The following is a 20,861-nucleotide window of genomic DNA, read 5'->3' as shown; positions in this document are numbered from 1 at the left end:
GCTTCCGGCGGGGCGACCAGGCCTACGCGCATCAAAACCGCGTTCCACTCACCCCAGTCGTAGTCCTACCCACGCGTACTGGTCATGAGCGCTCGGGAACAACGACGCCGCCACCGGATGACGATCAACGGTTACGGGACGGCCTCAGTCGAACCGCTCCAGATCCCGCAGCCAAGCCCGCGCCGAACTGTCGCTCGGCGCCCGCCAATCCCCCCGCGGCGACAGCGAACCGCCCGCCGAGACCTTCGGCCCGTTCGGCATCGCCGAGCGCTTGAACTGGGCGAAGGCGAAGAAGCGTCGGCAGAAGACCTCCAGCCAGTGCCGGATCTCCGGCAGGTCGTACGCCACCCGCTTGGCCTCGGGGAAGTTCGGCGGCCAGGCACCCGTCTTCGGGTCGTGCCAGGCGTGCCAGGCCAGGAAGGCGATCTTCGACGGCCGGAAGCCGTAGCGCAACACGTGGAACAGCGTGAAGTCGTGCAACGCGTACGGCCCGATCTTCGACTCGGTGGACTGCATCTCCTCGCCCGGCACCAGCTCCGGGCTGATCTCGGTGTCGAGGATCGCGGCGAGCGTCCGGCCCGTCTCCTCGTCGTGCTGGCCGCTGGAGATGACCCACCGGATCAGATGCTGGATCAGTGTCTTCGGCACGCCCGAGTTGACGTTGTAGTGGCTCATCTGGTCGCCCACGCCGTACGTGGACCAGCCCAGCGCCAGCTCCGAGAGGTCACCCGTGCCGAGCACGATGCCGCCCCGCTGGTTGGCCAGCCGGAACAGGTAGTCGGTGCGCAGTCCCGCCTGCACGTTCTCGAACGTGACGTCGTACACCGGCTCGCCGGAGGCGAAGGGATGCCCCATCTCCTGCAGCATCAGCCGCGCGGTCGGCGTGATGTCCAGCTCGGCCGCGGTGACCCCGAGCGCCGCCATCAGCTTGTGGGCGTTGTCCCTGGTGTGGTCGCTGGTGGCGAAACCGGGCAGCGTCCAGGCCAGGATGTCGCTGCGCGGACGCCCGGCCCGGTCCATCACCCGGGCGGCGACGATCAGCGCGTGCGTGGAGTCCAGACCGCCGGACACCCCGATGACCACCTTCGGGCCACCGATCGCCGCGAGCCGCTGCTGCAGGCCCTCGACCTGGATGTTGTACGCCTCGTAGCAGTCCTGGGCGAGCCGCTCGGCGTCGGCCGGCACGAACGGGAACCGCTCGACGCGGCGCCTGAGCCCCACATCCGTCTGCGGCGGGGCGAGTTCGAAGGACACCGTCCGGAAGTCACCGGTCCGCGCGCTGTGCGTACGGCGGTTGTCGTCGAACGTGCCCATCCGCATGCGCTCCTGCCGCAGCAGGTCCAGGTCCACGTCGGCCACGGCGTACTCGTCGCCGAGCGGGAAACGCTCGGTCTCGGCCAGCAGCACACCGTTCTCGTAGACCATGGCCTGCCCGTCCCAGGACAGGTCGGTCGTCGACTCGCCGAGACCCGCCGCCGCGTAGACGTACGCCGCCAGGCAGCGTGAGGACGCCGAGCGGCACAGCAGCTTGCGGTCCTCGGCCCGCCCGACCGTGATCGGGCTGCCCGAGAGGTTGACCAGGACGGTCGCGCCGGCGAGGGCCGCCTCCGCGCTGGGCGGCACCGGGACCCACATGTCCTCGCAGATCTCCGCGAACAGCACCAGGCCCGGCACGTCCTCGGCGGTGAACAGCAGATCCACGCCGAACGGCACGCTCTCGCCGCCCAGACGGATCGATCCGCCTCGCTCGTCCGCGCCGTCGCCGATCTGCCGGCGCTCGTAGAACTCCCGGTAGTTCGGCGGGTACGACTTCGGCACGACCCCGAGGACCCGGCCGCGGTGCACCACCACCGCGCAGTTGTAGACCCGGTTGCGGTGGCGCAGCGGGGCGCCGACGACCAGCACCGGCAGCAACTCGGCCGACCCGGCGACCACGTCCGCGACCGCGTCCTCGACCTGGTCGAGCAGCGCGTCCTGCAGCAGCAGATCCTCGATCGAGTAGCCGCACAGCCCCATCTCCGGGAACACGGCGACGGCGACCCCGTCCTCGGCACATCTGCGCGCCTGGCGCAGTACCGCTTCGGCGTTGGCGGGCGGATCCGCGATGACGGTGTGACCCGTACACGCGGCGACGCGTGCGAACCCGTGCTGATAAATGGACCAGAAGTTCGACTGAGGCACGGAATCCAGTGTAATCGTCAGAGCGACGCGATCGGTGAGGCGGGGTGCGGGACGCCCCCCGCGCCGCCCGCTCGGGCCGTCAGCTCTCGTAGCCCAGCACCGTCATCATCCCCGCCTCCGCGTGGTAGACGTTGTGGCAGTGGACCATCCACAGCCCCGGGTTGTCGGCGTCGAAGTCGACCCTGAGGGTCTTCCTCGGCAGCACGATCGCCGTGTCCTTGCGCGGGCCCCCCGTCACGTCGGCCAGGGCGAAGGTGTGCCCGTGCACATGGAGCGGGTGCCACATGGCCGTGGAGTTCACGAACTCCAGCCGGACCCGCTCACCGGCCCGCACCGGATGGCGCTGCGAGGGCGTGTACGGCTTGCCGTCGAAGGCCCAGTCGTAGTGCGTCATCCTGCCGGTGAGCCGGAGCCTGATCGTCCGGTCCGGGTTCCTGCGCTTCAGGGCCACGGACTGGTCCGCCCTCAGCCGGTCCGCGGTCAGCAGCCTTCTGCCCAGCTCACTCGGACGGGTGGTGGCCGAGGGCGTGCCGCCGCTCCCCGTCCGCAGCAGCGCCATCGTCGACGCGTCCTTGCCCTCGGCCAGCGCGGTCAGCGGGAAGACACCGTCACCGGCCGTCACCAGCACGTCATAGCGCTCGCCCATGCCGATCAGCAGCGCGTCCGTGCGGGCGTGCTTGACCGGGTAGCCGTCCGTGTGTGTCACCGTCATCTCGTGCCCGCCGAGGGCGACCCGGAAGGCCGTGTCCCCGCCGGCGTTGACGAACCGGATGCGGATCCGGTCCCCGGGACGCGCCTTGAAGGCCGAAGGTGCCTTCGCCGTACGCCCGTTGACCAGGAAGTACGGGTACTCGACATCGCCGGCGTCACCGCCCAGCAGGTTGCTGTGGCCGCCCGCCATCACCCGGGACCGGGCGGAGGGTGAGGGCAAGGGTGACGGCGAGCTGCGCTCGCGCATCGGCATGTGGGACATACCGCTGTCCGAGTCCCCCATGCCGCCGCCCATGCTCATGCCCCTGCCGCCGGTCAGCTGCGCGAACACGGCGTCCGGGGTGGTGCCGTCCACCCCGTCCAGCCAGTCGTCCAGGACGACCACCCACTCCTTGTCGTAGGACAGGGGCTCCTTGGGGTCCTCCACGATCAGCGTTCCGTACAGCCCGCGGTCGAGCTGGACGCCGGAGTGCGGATGGAACCAGTACGTGCCCGGGTGCGGGACCGTGAAACGGTAGGTGAAGTCCGCGCCCGGTTCGATCGCGCGCTGGGTGAGGCCGGGGACCCCGTCCATGTCGTTGCGCAGGGCAATGCCGTGCCAGTGCAGGGACGTGGTGTCGGAGAGGTGGTTGGCCAGGGTCACGGCGAGGGTGTCGCCCGCGGTGACGCGCACATCCTTGCCGGCCAGGGCGCCGCCGTACGACCAGGAGGTGACCTTGCGCTCGCCGAGGTCCAGCGAGGACCGGGTGGCGGTGAGGCGGACCGTGCGCACCGCGCCGCGTCCGCTCGCCGCGCGTCGCTGCTCCGCGGCGGCGACCTCCTTGCCGGCCGGGTCGACATAGCCCTTGGGATCGCTCGCCGCGGAGCCACTGTGTCCGAAGGGTCCCGAGCCCGAGCAGGCGGCCAGGAATCCCGCCCCGGCGACGGTGATGGATGCGCCGAGGACGGAACGGCGCGTGGGAGTACGCATGATGTGCTGACACCTCGTCATAGGGGGTGCGAAGGGCTGGCCTGGACGCGTCTGCTGCTTCTGGTACACCGCCGACGGCGCGGAGGTTCCCACCCCGAACGGGTGAGATCACGCGGGCAGCGCGAAGCAGCCGGTGTGCGGGCCTATATGCGCGGCACCGACGAGACCGGCGACCAGCAGCAGGAGGAGCGTGAACGGGCTCAGCAACGCCAGGCACACGGACGCGGGGTCCATTCCGGCCATGGCGGACGGGTCGGTGCTCAAGGACGGGCCGGTGCTGAGGGACGGGCCGGTGCTCAAGGACGTACTGGTGCTGAGGGACGGGCCGGTGCTCATGACCGGCTCGGAGGCGATGACGATGCCGAGGGGCAGCGGCGCGAACAGCGGCAGCCGTCCGTACGTCTGTCTCCGCGGCGGGGTCATGTCCGCAGGCTACCCCCGTCGGGTATACGTGTGCGCCCGCTCCCCGAGGGGAACGGGCGCACGATCACCGGAAAGGCTCAGTGCTTCCGGTACGACTCGACGTAGCCGTTCGCGGGCGTGCCCACGCCGGTGACGTCGTCGTAGCCCTTGACCGCGGACAGCGAGCTGTCCTTGCCGAGGCTGCGGACCGAGGTGATCAGACCGCCCGAGGCGTCGACGCTGTTGGCGAAGTCGACGCGGGCGACCGCGAGGTCCTTGCCGGTCGGCTTGTCGGTGACGTCGTGGTACACACCCTTGGTGTAGCGGGCGTAGATCTCCGGGTTGGCGAAACCGATCGCCTTGCCGCCACGCGCCTCCTGGGCCAGTGCCTGGACGGCCGCGATCACCGGAGCGGCGAGCGAGGTGCCGCCGATGCGGTACTCGCTGTACTGCACCGACCCGTCCGGGAAGGTCTGCGTCTGGCCGACCTTGAAACCGGTGTTGGGGTCGGCGATGGCCGCGATGTCCGGGACGACGCGGTTGCCGGCGGCGTTGTTGGCCTTGGCGAGCGCGTCCGGGACGACACCCTTCTGGTAGTACGGCTCGGCGACCGTCTTGCTGGTGCCGCCGCCCGCACCCGAGGTGAACGCGCCGGGGAAGTTGGTCCAGCTCTTGCCGTCCGCGGACAGCAGAGCCTTCTCGGTGCCCCAGCCGGTCTCCCACTGGTACGTGTCGCCCTTGCCGACCGCGAGCGAGGTACCGCCGACCGCCGTCACCCAGGCCGAGTTGGCGGGGGTGTCGACCTGCTTCGTACCGGTGTTGGCGACCTCGTCGCCGTTGTCACCGGAGGAGAAGTAGAAGCCGATGCCCTCGACCGCGCCGAACTGGAACACCTGGTCGTAGGCGGCCGCGAGGTCCGGCGTCTGGTTGGCCTCGATGTCGCCCCAGGAGTTGGAGACGATGTCGGCGAGGTGGTTGTCGACCACCTTGCTCAGCGAGTCCAGCAGGTCGTCGTCCAGGCAGGACGCGCCACCCACGTACGTGACGTGCGCGTCCGGCGCGACCGCGTGCACGGCCTCGACGTCGAGGGTCTCCTCGCCGTACCAGCCGGAGGCGTCGCACTCGTCGGCGCCGGTGTGCGTGTACTTCTTGGGCAGCACCTGGTTCAGCTGGCCGGTCTTCCAGGCCGCGTCACCGTGCTTCTTCGCGTACGTCTGCGCGTCGAAGGCGATGGTCGGCGAGGCGTACGCGTCCGTGATGGCGACACGCACCCCCTGACCCGTGTACTTGCCCGCGCCGTACGCGGCACGCAGCTGCTTGCCGGTGTAGCCCTCGATGGCGTACGGGATCTTCGTGCCGTACGCGTCCGGCAGCGTGCTCGCGATGTTCGAGCCGAAGTACGAGGAGAACGGCCCGGAGTTCTTGAACACGGAGCCGGGACCGGGCAGCTGGTCGTCGTGGCTCGCCTTGTGCGGGGCGTTGTCCAGGCCGGTGACGGTCAGGACGGCGCCCTTGAGGCTGTCCGGCACCGAGGCCGTCTTCGACGGGGCGCGGTAGGTCTTCGAGCCCTTGACGAAGTTGTGCAGCTGGGTGCCGAACGCCTTCTCGGCGGCGGCCACGTCACCGGTGACGGAGACGTAGTGCTGCGTGACACCGGTGACCTTCAGGCCGTTGGCCGTCAGCCACGACTTGACCGCGGCCACCTGGGCCTTGGTCGCGCCGAACGCGGTCTGCGCCTTCTTGGCGCTGAGGTACTTGCCGTACTGCGGCGAGCTCGGGTCGGACACGGCCTTCGCGTACGCGGCGAGACCCGTCGCGTTCCGGCCGGCCAGGTAGACCCGGAGCTTCACCTGGGCGGCGTTCGAGGCGTCGCCCTTGTCCGCCTTGGCCGTGGCCCAGGCGGGCTTGGTGCCCGCCAGAGAGTCACGGGCCGGGTTGTCCGCGGCGTGCGCCGCGGGTATGCCGAGCGCCAGCGCGCCGGTGATCATGGGCAGCGTCGCCGCCATGCTCACCGCGCGAAGTTTGGCGCGGTTGGATCTCATGGAACCCCCTGCGATGCGGTTCTTCGCATGTGTGGTCGGTCGCCGGTGATCCGCGTAGACCGAGCCGCGGCGGAGGCACGGAATTGGATCACACGGTAGGGGTCACTCTTTCGATGAACAGTTCATGCCAGGGGAATGAGAACACCAAGAAGAACCCAAGGAAGCGCTGTCTGAGGCGATTTAGGGCTTACGTCCTTCGGTGTTTTCGGCCTTCGACGGCAATTCCTACGACCTGGGCTTCGCGCCGCGCTCCTTGAGCATGTCCGCCATCAGCTTGATCTCGGACTGCTGCGCGTCGACCATGCCCTGCGCGAGCTGCTTCTCCACGCCGACCTGGCACTTGGCGACACAGCCCTCGGCCATGTGGATGCCGCCTTTGTGATGGTCCGTCATGAGCTGGAGGTAGAAGATCTCGGCCTGCTTGCCGTTGAGGGTGCCGAGCTTGTTCATCTCGGTGTCCGTCGCCATGCCGGGCATCAGCGAGCCGTCCCCGCGCTCGGGCATGTCGCCCATGCCCATCCAGGACATCGGCGGCTTGGCCGACACCTTCGGCAGCCCCCACAGATCCAGCCAGCCCAGCAGCATCCCGCGCTGGTTGGCCTGCGTCTGCGCGATGTCGTAGGCGAGGCGCCGCACTTCCGCGTTCTTCGTGCGGTCGCGGACGATGTACGACATCTCGACGGCCTGCTGGTGATGGACCGCCATGTCCCGGGCGAACCCCGCGTCGGCGGACTCCGCGGCCGGCGTGCCCGGGCTCGACCCGCCGTCCTCGGCGACCGCGTAGGTGATCGCGCCGGCCGCGACGAGCGCCGCCGCGGCGGTTCCCGCGATCCAGCCGATGTGCTTCCTCATCTCACATCGTCCCGCCCGTGCACGAGGCACCCGGCTCAGGCGTCTGCTTCCCCTGGACGTACGTCTCGAGGAACTTGGCGACCTTCGGGTCGTCCGCGCTCGTCACGCCCAGCTGGTGGCCCCACGCCGTCAGCTCGATCGGCGAGGTCTGGTTGGTGTACGGGCTCATCAGCGAGTACGGCGTCTGCTTCACCTTCGCCGCGAGCGTGTCCACGTCGGACTTCTTCGCCTTGTCGGTGTACGTCACCCACACCGCGCCGTGCTCCAGCGCGTGCACGGCGTTCTCGTCCTTGACGGCCTTGGTGTAGACGTTGCCGTTGCAGTTGAGCCACACCGGGTTGTGGTTGCCGCCGACCGGCGGGTGCATCGGGTAACTCACCGTCCCCGAGACGTGGTTGCGGGACAGCTTGCCCGCCCAGGTCTGCACGCCGTCCTTGCCCGTGGTGAAGTGCCCGGAATCCCCGGAGCTGCCGCCCTTGGCGTCGCTCGCGGTGTCGCTCTTCTTGTCCGACTGGTTGTTGACGAGGACCACACCGCCGACGACGAGGCCGGCGACGACGACCACGCTCGCGCCGATGACGAGGATGCGATTGCGCCGCTCACGGGCCTTCTCGGCGCGCCGCATCTCCTCTATGCGCGCCTTGCGAGCGGCACTGGTGGTCTTCGAGCCCATGGCGGGTGTCCTTATGGGGGAGGAAGGGACGTCGGGTGGGCTGATCGTAATGGGGACGGAGGGGCTATTCGCAGGCAGGGCGCAGGAAAGGCCGGATCGATACGTATCCGACAGGAATCGAGCGATAATTTGAACCGCAGATGCGCATTATCTACGCTGCCCATATGCGGCTGCTGCGCTCCACCGACCTCGCCCTGCGCGTCCTGATGCGGCTCGCCGTCGCCGGCGAGTCCAGTCCGACGACCCGCGAGGTCGCGGCGGACATGGACGTGCCGTACACGCACGCGGCGAAGGTCGTCGCCGAACTCCAGCACCAGGGGCTGGTCGACGCCCGCCGTGGCCGGGGCGGCGGGCTGTCGCTGAGCGCGAAGGGCCGTACGGCCTCCGTCGGCGGTGTGGTGCGCGCCTTCGAGGGCGACGGTGACGTCGTCGACTGCGAGGGCGGCGCCTCCCCCTGCCCCCTGAGTTCCGCCTGCCGTCTTCGGGGCGCCCTGCGCCGGGCCCAGGAGGCCTTCTACGCCTCGCTGGACCCGCTGACGGTGGCCGACATGGTCGCCGCCCCGACCGGACCACTCCTGCTGGAGATCGGCCGCGCTTCCTAGACCTCTCAGGGTTTCTCGGGGTGGGCCGGGGCCCGTCAGGCCTGGGCGGCGAGCCAGAGGTCGGGGCCGAACACCTCGTAGTGGATGTCGGCCGGGGCCACGCCCTTCCCGATCAGCTGCGCGCGGACCGCGCGCATGAAGGGAAGCGGACCGCACAGGTACGCGCGCGTGCCGTCGGATACGTCGACGCCGGCGAGGTCGACCAGGCCGGTGCGGCTACCCGGGGTGGCGTCCTGCTCGTACCAGAAGTGCGCCGCGGCATCCGCGAGCTTCGCCGTGTGGGCCTCGTGATCGGCGAGCAGGGCGTGGTCGGCGGGGGAACGGTCGCCGTGGACGACGGTGACCGGGCCGCCGTGACCGTCCGCCGCGAGCCGGGCCAGCATCGCGATCATGGGGGTCACTCCGATGCCGGCGGACGCGAGCAGCAGCGGGGTGCCGTCGGTCGCGTCCAGGACGAGGTCGCCGTACGGGGCGGACAGCTCCAGGACGTCGCCCTCACGCACGCGCGCGTGGAGGTGGTGGGAGACCTCGCCGTCGGGTGAGGCGCCGTCGTAGACGCGCTTGACGCTGATCCGGCGCAGGGTCGAGCCGGGGGTGCCGGTGAGGCTGTACTGGCGTATCTGGCGGGCGCCGTCCGGGAGTTCGGCGCGTACGGAGACGTACTGGCCCGCGCGGAAGTCGGCGACCGGGCCGCCGTCGACGGGCCGCAGCCGGAAGGAGACCACGTCGGCGGTCTCGGTGACCCGCTCGACGACCTCCCACTTCCGCCAGCCGGACCCGTCCGCGCTCTCCTCGTACAGCCGCTTCTCGATCGCCACGAGGGCGTTCGCCATCAGCCAGTAGACCTCGTCCCAGGCGGCCGCGACCTCCGGGGTGACGGCCTCGCCCAGAACCTCGGCGATGGCGGCGAAGAGGTGCTCGTGGACCAGGGCGTACTGCTCGGGAGCGACGCCGAGGGAGGCGTGCTTGTGGGCGATGCGGGTGAGCATCGCGTCCGGCCGCCGGTCCGGGTGGTCCAAGAGGTGGGTCGCGAAGGCGGCGATCGAGCCGGCCAGGGCCTGGCGCTGGGTGCCGGCGGCCTGGTTGCCGCGGTTGAACAGGTCGCGCAGCAGCTCCGGGCGGGCGGCGAACAGGCCGGCGTAGAAGCGCTCGGTGATCTCGTCGAGGTGCGCTCCGACGGCGGGGAGGGTGGCGCGGACGGTTGCGGCGGCTGGTTCGGACAGCATCGGGGGGCTCCTCGTGAACTCGGCTGATCGGAACCGTATTTAAACTGGAATCTGAAATGCAAATTAAGCGGGCGTGGCGATGGTCACGCGTGAGGCGGGGCCGGGCATTACGGATGTCAGTCCGAGCAGGCAATATGGGCAGCAGAGCCGTACACCTGGCGTACGTGAGGCGTTCAGGCCGAGGTCGCTTCGACGATCAAGGTCCGCAACGCGCATGAAATGCTGTTGTGGTGTGATGCTCAGGTGCCCGACCGCCTCCTGCGGGACAGGGAGACAGGCGGCCTGACCAGCAAGGATGGGGAAGCGGAAGATGGACAAGCAGCAGGAGTTCGTGCTCCGGACGTTGGAGGAGCGCGACATCCGGTTCGTACGCCTGTGGTTCACGGACGTGCTGGGCTTCCTCAAGTCCGTCGCCGTGGCCCCCGCCGAGCTTGAACAGGCGTTCGATGAGGGCATCGGCTTCGACGGTTCGGCCATCGAGGGCTTCGCCCGCGTGTACGAGTCCGACATGATCGCCAAGCCGGACCCGTCCACCTTCCAGATCCTGCCCTGGCGCGCCGAGGCCCCCGGCACGGCGCGGATGTTCTGCGACATCCTCATGCCGGACGGCTCCCCGTCCTTCGCCGACCCGCGCTACGTCCTCAAGCGCGCCCTCACGCGCGGCTCCGACCTGGGCTTCACCTTCTACACGCACCCGGAGATCGAGTTCTTCCTGCTGAAGGACCGCCCGCTGGACGGCACGCGCCCCACCCCCGCCGACAACTCCGGCTACTTCGACCACACCCCGCAGAACATCGGCATGGACTTCCGCCGCCAGGCGATCACCATGCTGGAGTCGATGGGCATCTCAGTCGAGTTCTCCCACCACGAGGGCGCCCCCGGCCAGCAGGAGATCGACCTGCGCTACGCCGACGCCCTGTCCACGGCCGACAACATCATGACCTTCCGCCTGGTCATGAAGCAGGTGGCGCTGGAGCAGGGGGTGCAGGCGACCTTCATGCCGAAGCCGTTCTCCGAGCACCCCGGCTCCGGCATGCACACGCACCTGTCCCTCTTCGAGGGTGACCGCAACGCCTTCTACGAGTCCGGCTCGGAGTACCAGCTCTCCAAGGTCGGCCGCTCCTTCATCGCGGGCCTGCTGCGCCACGCGGCGGAGATCTCCGCGGTCACCAACCAGTGGGTCAACTCCTACAAGCGCATCTGGGGCGGCTCGGAGCGCACGGCCGGCGCCGGTGGCGAGGCTCCCTCCTACATCTGCTGGGGCCACAACAACCGCTCGGCCCTGGTCCGCGTCCCGATGTACAAGCCCGGCAAGACCGGCTCCGCGCGCGTGGAGGTCCGCTCCCTCGACTCCGGAGCCAACCCGTACCTGGCCTACGCCGTCCTGCTGGCCGCCGGCCTCAAGGGCATCGAGGAGGGCTACGAACTCCCTCCGGGCGCCGAGGACGACGTCTGGGCCCTCTCCGACGCGGAACGCCGGGCGATGGGCATCGAGCCCCTCCCCCAGAACCTCGGCGAGGCCCTGACCCTGATGGAACGCAGCGACCTGGTCGCCGAGACGCTGGGCGAGCACGTCTTCGACTTCTTCCTGCGCAACAAGCGCCAGGAGTGGGAGGAGTACCGCTCCGAGGTGACCGCCTTTGAGCTGCGGAAGAACCTGCCGGTGCTGTAGGGGCAGGTCAGGGTGGTTTCACGCTGATTCGGCAAGTGAGGCCGACGGTCCACGACCGTCGGCCTCACTGCGTCTCACTGACCCTGGGCCGCCTCTGGGCCGTCGGGCGCCGGATCGGTGCCCTCGTAGAGGCTGTCCACGGCCTTCCGGGCCCGTGCGTCTGCTCGGCATGAGGTGCGGAGTGACTCAGGGCCTTGATGTTCTCGTCGGCGTCCAGCAGGACGGCGGCGTAGAACTGCGGTCGTTGAAGTCGGTCCGGCGGACCGCTCCCGCACCATCGAGGCAGGTGAAGAGCAACCGCTTCGTGATAAGCGGGCCGTCCGGCCGGAGCCACTCGCGGGGTAGCGCTCCGGCAACGCTGCGGTACGGCCCGCACCAACTCGCTGAGCCAGTCTCGGATGTGTTCCGGCTTGCCGCTGTCCAGGTTGCGCATAGCGGGCAACAGTGTTCCGGTAGAAGTGATGGGGTGACCCCATGTGGTCTGAACCGAATGAGCGCGGGGCTTCGTGATCCCATAGAGGCTCATCCATGAGCGACGGACACTCAATCTCCCCAACCGCTCATGCGGAATTCCCGAATCGAAATTGTGCCATGAAGTGTCGAATCTTTCTGGCCGGCGCAACAGCAGCTCTCCTTTCTTTGACTTCTGCACCTGCAAGCGCAACAACGGAACCAGTTCCGAACCCGGGATGGGCCGGCCTTGAGATAGCCGGCCCGCAAGCCCAGTCGGTTGAAGGATCCTGGCGGGCCTCCACGGTGAGGTGCCCTGACTTGCACAACCCCGATCACCAGCCCAGTTTCGCCGTATGGGTTGGCCTGGGCGGAGCAGAGAGGGTTAACAAGGCTGGAGACACCGAACCGCTCATCAAAGCAGGGACAGTCACCGTTTGTCTGGCCGGCATGGCATTCCATCAACTCGTCTATGAATGGATCGACCGCACGGGGGCTCACGGTGAGACGCTGGGTGGCGTAGACGCGAATGCTCGAATCTCAGCAAAGATCGAGCACGTCAAGGACGCGCAGGGAAAATGGACCTACAGATTCGATGTGACAAAGAACGGGGAAAGCGTCGAGATCCCACCCGTGGCGATCTCACGAGACAAGGGAAGAGCCACTTCCTCAAAGGAATGGATTGTGGAAAGACCCCACCGTACTGAATGGTTTGGCGATGGTAGTTCGAATTGCCGGGATGTGCTGCCTGACTTCGGAAGCATAACGATTCACCGTGGACCGGGAGGCACTGGAACATGGAAACAGTGGGAGATCACTGATGACTCGAGTGATCCAAGTTCCAGTCCTGTCTTGGCTGCGCCCGCGACGAAGCCAAGCGACTCGGACGTCACGGTAATCCACAAGGCCAAGGGATCTGAGCACATCTGCTCGAAGGTGTCGATCAGCACGTCGTCGAGCGCCTAGCCATCCAAGCGTGGCAGGTCACAGCGGCGGTACAGCTGGGCACGGGGCTGGCCGCCGGGAGCGGCGCGAGGGGCTTCGTGCCGTTCCGGCGGCATGCGCACGGTCGATGTGGACGTCAGCGGTGCAGTACTTCCGACGCCTCCGGCAGATGTACGGCGACGAGTCGGCCCGTCCCGCTCTGCGGAACCCGGCGCCGGTCCACCCCGTAAGCAACCCCCGCCACGCCCAGCCCCAGCACCGCCAGCATCGCGCCCGCCAGTGACGGAGACGTCGCTCCGAAGCCCGCCGCCAGGGCGACGCCGCCGATCCAGGCGCCCCCGGCGTTCGCCAGGTTGAACGCGGCCTGGTTCGCGGAGGATGCGAGCGACGGGGCCGCCGACGCCTTCTCCATGACCATCAGCTGCAGGGGCGAGCCGGTGATGAAGGCCGCCGCGCCGAGCAGGGCGACCGCCAGCGCGGCGCTCCACCGCGCGTGCATCAGGAGCGGGAAGAGGGCGAGTACGGCCGCCAGGGAGACCAGGCCGCCGAAGAGTGTGCCCCGCAGGGAGTGGTCCGCGAGGCGGCCGCCGACGAGGTTGCCGGCCGTCGCGCCGACGCCGAACAGGGCCAGCAGCACGGTGACGCTGGACTCGGCGTATCCGGCGGCGCCGGTGAGCATCGGGGTGATGTAGCTGTAGGCGGCGAACAGCGCGCCGAAGCCGGCGACCGTGGTGCCGAGGGCCAGCCAGACGGGGAGCGAGCGCAGGGCCGACAGTTCGCGGCGCAGTCCGGCGGCGGGTGCGTGGGTGTGGTCGTGCGGGATCAGGGCGGCCAGTGAGGCGATCGCGGCCAGGCCGATCACGCTGACGCCGAGAAAGGTGGCGCGCCAGCCCAGGTGCTGGCCCATGAGCGTGGCGACGGGTACGCCCGCGATGTTGGCGACCGTCAGGCCCAGGAACATCAGCGAGACCGAGCGGGCCTTGCGCTCCGGCGCGACCATGTTCGTCGCGACGACGGCGCCGACGCCGAAGAAGGCGCCGTGCGGCAGGCCGCTGAGGAAGCGGGCGGCCAGCAGGGAGTCGTAGCCGGGGGCGAACGCGGACAGCGCGTTGCCCGCGACGAACAGCGCCATCAGGCCGATCAGGACCGTGCGGCGCGACATCCGGGCGGTGAGCGCGGCGAGAAGCGGGGCACCGATCACGACGCCCAGCGCGTACGCCGACACCAGGTGTCCGGCGGTGGGGATCGAGATGTGCAGGTCGTCCGCGACGTCGGGCAGCAGGCCCATCATCACGAACTCGGTGGTGCCTATGCCGAAAGCGCCGACGGCCAGTGCGAGCAGGGCCAGGGGCATGAAGGGGCCTGTTCCTTTCGGGGGTGGAGAGGCGTGTGTTCCGCCCGTGTATGTTCACTGGCGGAACAAAGCCTTTCAGGCCCGGTATTCCAGCGGGTTACGAGCTGGTGTCGAGGTTCACACGGGCGGCCACCGGAAGGTGGTCGCTGCCGGTCGCGGGCAGCGTCCAGGAACTCACCGGCTCGATGCCCTGCACCATGATCTGGTCGATCCGCGCCATCGGGAACGACGCCGGCCAGCTGAACCCGAAGCCGTTGCCCGCCGCGCCCTGGGTGGAGCGCATCTGGGAGGTGACGCCGTTGAGGGAGCGGTCGTTCATGGTGCCGTTGAGGTCGCCGAGCAGGATCTTGCGCGGCAGCCTCTCGTCGGCGATGGCCTCGCCCAGCGCGTCGGCGCTCGTGTCCCGCTGACGGGCGGTGAACCCGGCCTCCAGCTTGACCCGGACCGAGGGCAGGTGGGCGACGTAGAAGGCGACCGGGCCCTCGGGCGTGGTCACCGTGGCACGCATGGCGCGGGTCCAGCCGAGCTTGATGTCGACGGCCCGCACGTCGCTCATCGGGTACTTGCTCCACAGCCCGACGGTGCCCTGGACCGAGTGGTACTTGTACGTCGACTCCAGCGCCCGCTCGTAGACCGGGACGGCCGTCGCGGTCAGCTCCTCCAGGGCCACCACGTCCGCGCCGGAGGCGGCCACGTCACGGGCGGTGCCGGACGGGTCGGGATTGTCGGCGTTGACGTTGTGCGTGGCGACGGTGAGGTCGCCGCCGCTGCCGGTCTTGTCGCTGAGCAGTCCGCCGAAGAGGTTCAGCCAGACAGTCACCGGCACCAGCAGCGCGATCAGCGCGGTGGCCGATTTGCGTACCAGGGCCGACAGGAGCAGCACCGGGATCAGCAGGCCCAGCCAGGGCAGGAAGGTCTCGGTGAGACTGCCCAGGTTGCCCACCCGGTTGGGGATCCGGGCATGCAGCAGCATGACCAGGGCGAGGATCACCGCGAGCGCGGCGAGAACCATGCCGCGCCGCCAGATTCCGGGGTCGCCGCGCCAGCCGGAGAACAGATGTGACATCAGGCGCCGGAACCGGTCTCTACGGCGCTCGGGTCCCGAGCCTCCGTTGTCCGTCTCCGTCATGTACGCCTGCTGCGCCATACCGCGTCGCCTCACTGCCTGCCGTGCACACCATCCATCACCCGCGAAGGGGCGTCCCTAAAACCCTAGGGGATGATCGGTTCGGTTCCGCCGTCCCATGACGGCCGTACGGGCAGTGGGACGTGGAAGCCGGTCGGAGGGGTTCCGGATCGGCGGGCGGTAAGCGTGCTCTGTGACGGAACGCGCACATTCGGGCTACGCGGCCGGTGAACTGACGGGCCGTAGTCCTTCGAGCAAGGTGTCGACGATCTCCTCCGACAGGCCGTCAGGCAGGTCGGCGTCCGGGCGCATCAGGGTCCGGAAGAGCATCGGGCCGACGAACATGTCGTTCAGCAGTTCGACGTCCAGGTCGGTGCGCAGCTCGCCGTCGGCCTGGCCGCGGCGCAGGATGGAGATCTGCAGTTCGCGGCGCGGCCTGACGACCGTGGCGTGGTAGGCGGCCCATATCTTGGGGCTGCTCTTCATCTGGGCGTGCACGTTGTGCAGGATGGCCGAGGAGCGGGTCATCAGGCCCCGTTGGCGCAGCTGCTCCAGCAGGGCCACCAGGTCGTCGCGCATGGAGGTGCCCGGCAGCTGGGGGCCGGGGGGCTCGGCGCTGCGGACGACCTCGACGAACAGCTCCTCCTTGCCGCTCCAGCGGCGGTAGATGGTGGCCTTGCCGACCCCGGCGGTCCGCGCGATGCGCTCGATGGAGAGCTCGGCGAGCGGGACACCGTCCTCCAGGAGCTTCATGACCCCCTCGATGACGGCGCGTTCGACCGCCTCGCTGCGGGGGCGTCCCCGGACGGGGGCCCCGGAAGCGGCTGGGCTGTCGGCGAGGCTCACGTGTGTCGTCCCTTCCTCGTGCTGGAGCGATTCTCCCTGCTGTCCCCCGGTGCGACGGAAGACGCTATTCCGCCGCGGCCACCAACTCCTGCTGCTCCTCGCCCTTCTGACGCGCCGGGGGCTTGCCCGGCAGGAACCAGAACGCCACCACCGCGCCGAGCAGCGCGACGACGGTGCCGCACAGGGCGGTGACGTGCATGGCGTGCAGGAAGGCGTCGTTGGCCTGGCTGACCAGCGCCTTTCCGCGGGGACCGAGCTTCGCGGCGACGCCGAGGGTGGCCTCGATGGACTCGGCGGCGGTGTCCCGCAGACCGGGCGGCAGGAGGCCGAGCTTGCCCTCGATGCCGTTGCGGTAGGCGGTGGACAGCACCGAGCCGAGGACGGCGATGCCGAGGGCGCCGCCGACCTGGCGGAAGGTGTTGCTCAGCGCGGAGGCGGAACCGGCCTTCTCACGCGGCAGGGCCTGCATGATGACCACGCTGGTCGGGGTCATCACATGCGCCATGCCGGTGCCCATGAGGAAGAAGACGACCTCCAGCACCCAGATGGGGGTGTCCGCCTCGAAGCCCGCGAACGCGGCGAGCATGCCCGCGAGCAGCACCAGACCTCCGCCGGTGGTGACCTTGTTGCCGAACCGGTCGACCAGCAGCCGGGCGCGCGGCGCGAAGATCAGCTGCGCGGCGGCCAGCGGCAGCATCAGCAGACCGGACTGCAGCGGCGAGTAGCCGCGCACGCTCTGGGTGTAGAAGACGGCGAAGAACGTCACGCCCATCAGCGCGAAGAAGACCAGCGCGATGGCGGCCATGGCGGCCGAGAACACCTTGTTCTTGAAGTACGTGACGTCGAGCGAGGGGTGGTCGCTGCGCTTCTCGAAGACCACGAACCCGGCGAGCACGAGGAGACCGGCGGCGATGGTCGACAGCACCTGGGGGTCGGTGAAGTCGGCGAGCTGGCCGCCCTTGATGATGCCGTACACCAGCAGGACCAGGCCGACGACGGACAGCACGACGCCGATCGGGTCGAGCCGGCCGGGCCTGGGGTCGCGGGAGTCGGGGACCAGCCAGACCATCAGCACCAGGGCGAGGATCACGATCGGGACGTTGATCAGGAAGACCGAGCCCCACCAGAAGTGGTCCAGGAGCAGACCGCCGGTGATGGGGCCGATGGCGATGGCGAGGCCGACGCCGCCGGCCCAGATGCCGATGGCCTTGGGCTGCTCCTCGCGCTCGAAGACGTTCATCAGGACCGCGAGGGTGGCCGGCATCACGAAGGCGGCACCGAGGGCCATCAGCGCCCGGAAGGCGATGAGCTGGGTCGGGGAGCCGGACTCGGCGGCCAGCGCGGAGCCGGCGCCGAACACGACGAGACCGCCGAGCAGCACCTTCTTACGGCCCACCCGGTCGCCGATGAGGCCGGAGGTGAACAGCAGGCCGGCGAAGACGAGCGTGTAGGCGTTGATCGCCCACTCCAGCTCGCTCTGCGTGGCGCCCAGGCCCGTGGGGGCCGGGGTGGAGATCGTCTTGATGGCGACGTTCAGGATGGAGTTGTCGAGCACCACGATCAGCAGGCTCAGCATCAGAACGCCGAGGATCGCCCAGCGGCGCCGGTGCACGGCTTCGGGTATCCGGGTGGCAGGGGCGGGTGCAGAGGTCATGTGGTCCAGAGTAGGCATGTCCGACGCCATTCCGATACGAGACGGTGCCGTATCGGAATTGTTTTTACTCCATCCTTACGCGAGCGGCCGTCGAGCCTCACCCGAACGGCCCTCGAGCCCCGCACGAGTGGCCCTCGCGTCACGTGACCGGTGTCCCTCGGGGACCCTCTGGCCCTCCCCGGCACGAAGTGCCACCATGGGGGTGATCCGGGGACGCCGACAGGGCGCCTCGAGATGACTGAAGGAGCCGTTGCAATGACGCAGCTTTCGGCTGCCCACGCGAAGCCCTCCGACGGCAGCAAGGCGCTGTACGGGGGCAAGGGCACCCGCCGTATCACCGTTCGCGACATCGCCCTCGCCAAGGAACGCGGCGAGAAGTGGCCCATGCTCACCGCCTACGACGCGATGACCGCGTCCGTCTTCGACGAGGCCGGTATCCCGGTGATCCTGGTCGGCGACTCGGCGGGCAACTGCCATCTCGGGTACGAGACGACCGTGCCCGTCACACTGGACGAGATGACCATGCTGTCGGCGGCCGTCGTCCGCGGCACGCAGCGCGCGCTGATCGTCGGCGACCTCCCCTTCGGCTCCTACCAGGAGGGACCGGTGCAGGCGCTGCGCTCGGCGACCCGGCTGGTCAAGGACGCCGGCGTCGGGGCGGTCAAGCTGGAGGGCGGCGAGCGGTCGCACGAGCAGATCCGGCTGCTGGTGGAGTCCGGGATCCCTGTCATGGCGCACATCGGGCTGACCCCGCAGTCGGTGAACGCGATGGGCTACCGGGTGCAGGGACGCGGCGAGGAGGCGGCGCAGCAGCTGCTGCGGGACGCCAAGGCCGTGCAGGACGCGGGCGCCTTCGCGGTGGTCCTGGAGCTGGTTCCGGCGGAGCTCGCGGCCGAGGTGACGCGGGTGCTGCACATCCCGACGGTCGGCATCGGCGCGGGTCCCGAGACGGACGCGCAGGTGCTGGTGTGGACCGACATGCTGGGGCTGACGTCCGGCCGGGTCCCGAAGTTCGTCAAGCAGTACGCCAACCTCCGCGAGGTCATGGGCAACGCGGTCAAGGAGTTCGCGGAGGACGTCGTCGGCGGCACCTTCCCCCTCGACGAGCACTCCGTCCACTAGGGCCACGAGCACTCCGTCACCCAAGCCACGACGAGCACTCCGTCACCCAAGCCACAGCGGCACAGAGGCAGCCCGCCGATCTTCCCCCGTCGGCGGGCTGCTGCTTTGTCGGCGCGGTGTAGGCACCGGCGCGGGGCTGTAGGTGATGTGTCGGTGGTTTGTAGGCCGGGGCTGGCACCGTTCTCGGCATGACACGAATCGACAAGAACTCCAGCGGCGGCGAGAACGCCGTCACCGTACGGGGGATGGTCAAGCACTACGGCGAGACCAAGGCGCTGGACGGGGTCGACCTGGACGTGCGCGAGGGCACCGTGATGGGTGTCCTCGGGCCGAACGGCGCCGGAAAGACCACCCTCGTGCGGATTCTGTCCACCCTGCTGAGCCCCGACGCCGGTCAGGCGACGGTCGCCGGGTACGACGTACTGCGCCAGCCCCGCCAGCTGCGCCGGGTCATAGGGCTGACCGGGCAGTACGCCTCCGTCGACGAGAAGCTCCCCGGCTGGGAGAACCTCTACATGATCGGGCGCCTGCTCGACCTGCCCCGCAAGGACGCCCGCGCCCGCGCCGACGAACTGCTGGAGCGGTTCTCGCTGACGGACGCCGCCAAGCGGCCCGCAAGCACCTACTCCGGCGGTATGCGGCGCCGGCTCGACCTCGCCGCCTCCATGATCGGCCGGCCCCAGGTGCTGTTCCTGGACGAGCCGACGACCGGACTCGACCCCCGCACCCGCAACGAGGTCTGGGACGAGGTCAAGGCCATGGTCGGTGACGGCGTGACCGTCCTGCTCACCACCCAGTACATGGAGGAGGCCGAGCAGCTCGCCTCCGAGCTGACCGTCGTCGACCGGGGCAAGGTCATCGCCGGCGGTGGCATCGAGGAGCTGAAGGCGAAGGTCGGCGGCCGGACGCTGCGGGTGCGGCCCGCCGATCCGGTGCAGCTGCGGCCGCTCGCCGCCGCCCTCGACGAGCTCGGCATCACCGGCCTCGCGACCACGACCGTCGACGCCGACAGCGGTGCCGTCCTCGTCCCGGTCCTCAGCGACGAGCAGCTGACCGCCGTGGTCTCGGCCGTGACCGCCCGCGGCATCACCCTGTCCTCCATCACCACCGAACTGCCCAGCCTGGACGAGGTGTTCCTCTCCCTCACCGGCCACCGCGCCAGCGCCCCGCAGGACACCGTGCCCGCCGACACCCGCGAGGAGGTCGCCGTATGAGCGCCGCCACCGCCACCGCCCCCGTCACCGCGTCCGACACCCGCATCCCGCTGCGCGGACACCTGCGCCACACCGGCGCCCTGATCCGCCGCAACCTGCTGTGGATCCGGCAGGACCCCGAGTCGATGTTCGACGCGCTGCTGATGCCCGTCGTCTTCACCCTGCTGTTCGTGTACGTCTTCGGCGGCTCGATCGGACAGGCGCTGGGCGGCGGTCAGGACGGGTACGTGCAGTACGTCATCCCGGGCATGATCGCGATGATGAGCATGACGCTCTCCCAGGGCGTCGGCACCGGCTTCAGCCAGGACTTCAACTCCGGTGTCATGGACCGCTTCCGGTCCCTGCCGATCGGACGCGGCTCCGTGCTCTTCGCCAAGATCACGGTGGAGCTGCTGCGGATGCTGTTCGCGACGACCGTGCTGATGATCGTCGCCGTGCTCGTCGGCTTCCACATCCACCACTGGGGCGGTCTGCTGGCGGCCGTGGGCCTGTCCGCGGTGTTCGCCTCGTCGATCATGTGGGTGTTCCTCACCCTGGGCGTGGTCCTGAAGAACGCCCAGTCCGTGCAGGCGATGGGCTTCCTGGTGCTGTTCCCGCTGCAGTTCGGCTCGTCGATCTTCGCGCCGACGAATTCCATGCCGGGCTGGCTGCAGACCTTCACCGACTACAACCCGCTCTCCACCCTCGCCGACGCGGCGCGCGGACTGATGGTGGGCGGCCCGGTCGCGCACGACCTGTGGGTGACGCTGGGCTGGTCGGTGGCGATCACGGCGATCGCCGCGCCGTACGCGATCCACAAGTTCCGCACCAAGAGCTGAC

General features: G+C 69.3%; 17 protein-coding genes. 6 read left to right on the top strand and 11 right to left on the bottom strand.

All coding sequences use genetic code 11. From position 1 onward, the window contains the following. Window positions 1–144: 144 nt before the first annotated feature. The 6 genes from ABZ453_RS27230 to ABZ453_RS27205 form a co-directional block, all read right to left on the bottom strand. Complete coding sequence (locus ABZ453_RS27230; protein WP_359018623.1) at window positions 145–2,181, bottom strand: NAD(+) synthase; 2,037 nt, start codon at window positions 2,179–2,181, stop codon at window positions 145–147. A gap of 79 nt (window positions 2,182–2,260) precedes the next feature. Next, on the bottom strand, window positions 2,261–3,862 hold the full coding sequence (locus ABZ453_RS27225; protein ID WP_359018621.1) for a multicopper oxidase family protein: 1,602 nt from the start codon (window positions 3,860–3,862) through the stop codon (window positions 2,261–2,263). Between the two features lie 108 nt (window positions 3,863–3,970). Continuing rightward, window positions 3,971–4,285 (bottom strand): hypothetical protein, encoded by a 315-nt coding sequence (locus tag ABZ453_RS27220; RefSeq protein ID WP_359018619.1) that lies wholly within the window; start codon window positions 4,283–4,285, stop codon window positions 3,971–3,973. Window positions 4,286–4,362: 77 nt separating this feature from the next. Continuing rightward, window positions 4,363–6,306 (bottom strand): S53 family peptidase, encoded by a 1,944-nt coding sequence (locus tag ABZ453_RS27215; protein WP_359018617.1) that lies wholly within the window; start codon window positions 6,304–6,306, stop codon window positions 4,363–4,365. A 225-nt stretch (window positions 6,307–6,531) separates the two neighbouring features. Next, on the bottom strand, window positions 6,532–7,158 hold the full coding sequence (locus tag ABZ453_RS27210; protein WP_359018615.1) for a DUF305 domain-containing protein: 627 nt from the start codon (window positions 7,156–7,158) through the stop codon (window positions 6,532–6,534). A gap of 1 nt (window position 7,159) precedes the next feature. Next, on the bottom strand, window positions 7,160–7,831 hold the full coding sequence (locus ABZ453_RS27205; protein ID WP_359018614.1) for a DUF3105 domain-containing protein: 672 nt from the start codon (window positions 7,829–7,831) through the stop codon (window positions 7,160–7,162). Between the two features lie 164 nt (window positions 7,832–7,995). Between ABZ453_RS27205 and ABZ453_RS27200 the strand changes: the two genes are divergently transcribed. After that, window positions 7,996–8,433 carry an Rrf2 family transcriptional regulator gene (locus tag ABZ453_RS27200; protein WP_359018686.1) on the top strand — a complete coding sequence of 146 codons (438 nt, stop codon included), beginning with the start codon at window positions 7,996–7,998 and terminating at the stop codon, window positions 8,431–8,433. Window positions 8,434–8,468: 35 nt separating this feature from the next. Here the strand turns inward: ABZ453_RS27200 and ABZ453_RS27195 are convergent, their stop codons facing one another. After that, window positions 8,469–9,659, bottom strand: a complete 1,191-nt coding sequence (locus tag ABZ453_RS27195; RefSeq protein ID WP_359018612.1) for a globin domain-containing protein — start codon at window positions 9,657–9,659, stop codon at window positions 8,469–8,471. 310 nt (window positions 9,660–9,969) lie between these two features. Between ABZ453_RS27195 and ABZ453_RS27190 the strand changes: the two genes are divergently transcribed. Together ABZ453_RS27190 and ABZ453_RS27185 are read left to right on the top strand one after the other, a co-directional pair. Next, window positions 9,970–11,331, top strand: coding sequence for a glutamine synthetase family protein (locus ABZ453_RS27190; RefSeq protein WP_359018610.1), 1,362 nt, complete (start codon window positions 9,970–9,972; stop codon window positions 11,329–11,331). Window positions 11,332–11,859: 528 nt separating this feature from the next. Further along, entirely contained in the window at window positions 11,860–12,747 is an 888-nt protein-coding gene (locus ABZ453_RS27185; RefSeq protein WP_359018608.1) for a G1 family glutamic endopeptidase, read from the top strand. Between the two features lie 115 nt (window positions 12,748–12,862). Here ABZ453_RS27185 and ABZ453_RS27180 read toward each other — a convergent pair whose 3' ends face one another. The 4 genes from ABZ453_RS27180 to ABZ453_RS27165 form a co-directional block, all read right to left on the bottom strand. Continuing rightward, window positions 12,863–14,080 carry an MFS transporter gene (locus ABZ453_RS27180; protein ID WP_359018606.1) on the bottom strand — a complete coding sequence of 406 codons (1,218 nt, stop codon included), beginning with the start codon at window positions 14,078–14,080 and terminating at the stop codon, window positions 12,863–12,865. Between the two features lie 97 nt (window positions 14,081–14,177). Continuing rightward, window positions 14,178–15,227: an endonuclease/exonuclease/phosphatase family protein gene (locus ABZ453_RS27175; protein ID WP_359018604.1), complete on the bottom strand. Its 1,050-nt coding sequence runs from the start codon at window positions 15,225–15,227 to the stop codon at window positions 14,178–14,180. A 195-nt stretch (window positions 15,228–15,422) separates the two neighbouring features. After that, window positions 15,423–16,052 (bottom strand): TetR/AcrR family transcriptional regulator, encoded by a 630-nt coding sequence (locus ABZ453_RS27170; protein WP_359018602.1) that lies wholly within the window; start codon window positions 16,050–16,052, stop codon window positions 15,423–15,425. Between the two features lie 64 nt (window positions 16,053–16,116). Continuing rightward, a complete protein-coding gene (locus ABZ453_RS27165; RefSeq protein ID WP_359018600.1) occupies window positions 16,117–17,706 on the bottom strand; it encodes an MFS transporter in 1,590 nt (529 codons plus the stop codon). 255 nt (window positions 17,707–17,961) lie between these two features. Between ABZ453_RS27165 and panB the strand changes: the two genes are divergently transcribed. From panB to ABZ453_RS27150, 3 genes are all read left to right on the top strand, one after another. Then, window positions 17,962–18,828, top strand: a complete 867-nt coding sequence (panB, locus tag ABZ453_RS27160) for a 3-methyl-2-oxobutanoate hydroxymethyltransferase (protein ID WP_356949074.1) — start codon at window positions 17,962–17,964, stop codon at window positions 18,826–18,828. Window positions 18,829–19,016: 188 nt separating this feature from the next. Next, complete coding sequence (locus ABZ453_RS27155; protein ID WP_359018597.1) at window positions 19,017–20,042, top strand: ATP-binding cassette domain-containing protein; 1,026 nt, start codon at window positions 19,017–19,019, stop codon at window positions 20,040–20,042. Further along, window positions 20,039–20,860 carry an ABC transporter permease gene (locus ABZ453_RS27150; RefSeq protein WP_359018595.1) on the top strand — a complete coding sequence of 274 codons (822 nt, stop codon included), beginning with the start codon at window positions 20,039–20,041 and terminating at the stop codon, window positions 20,858–20,860. Before ABZ453_RS27155 ends, ABZ453_RS27150 begins: the two co-directional genes overlap by 4 nt. Window position 20,861 lies beyond the last annotated feature (1 nt).

Origin of the sequence: Streptomyces sp. NPDC005799 (assembly GCF_040630525.1) — a bacterium.
Classification (GTDB): Bacteria; Actinomycetota; Actinomycetes; order Streptomycetales; family Streptomycetaceae; genus Streptomyces; species Streptomyces griseorubiginosus_B.
The sequence above is the reverse complement of the archived record's forward strand: the minus strand, read 5'-3'. Positions and strand labels throughout refer to the sequence as shown.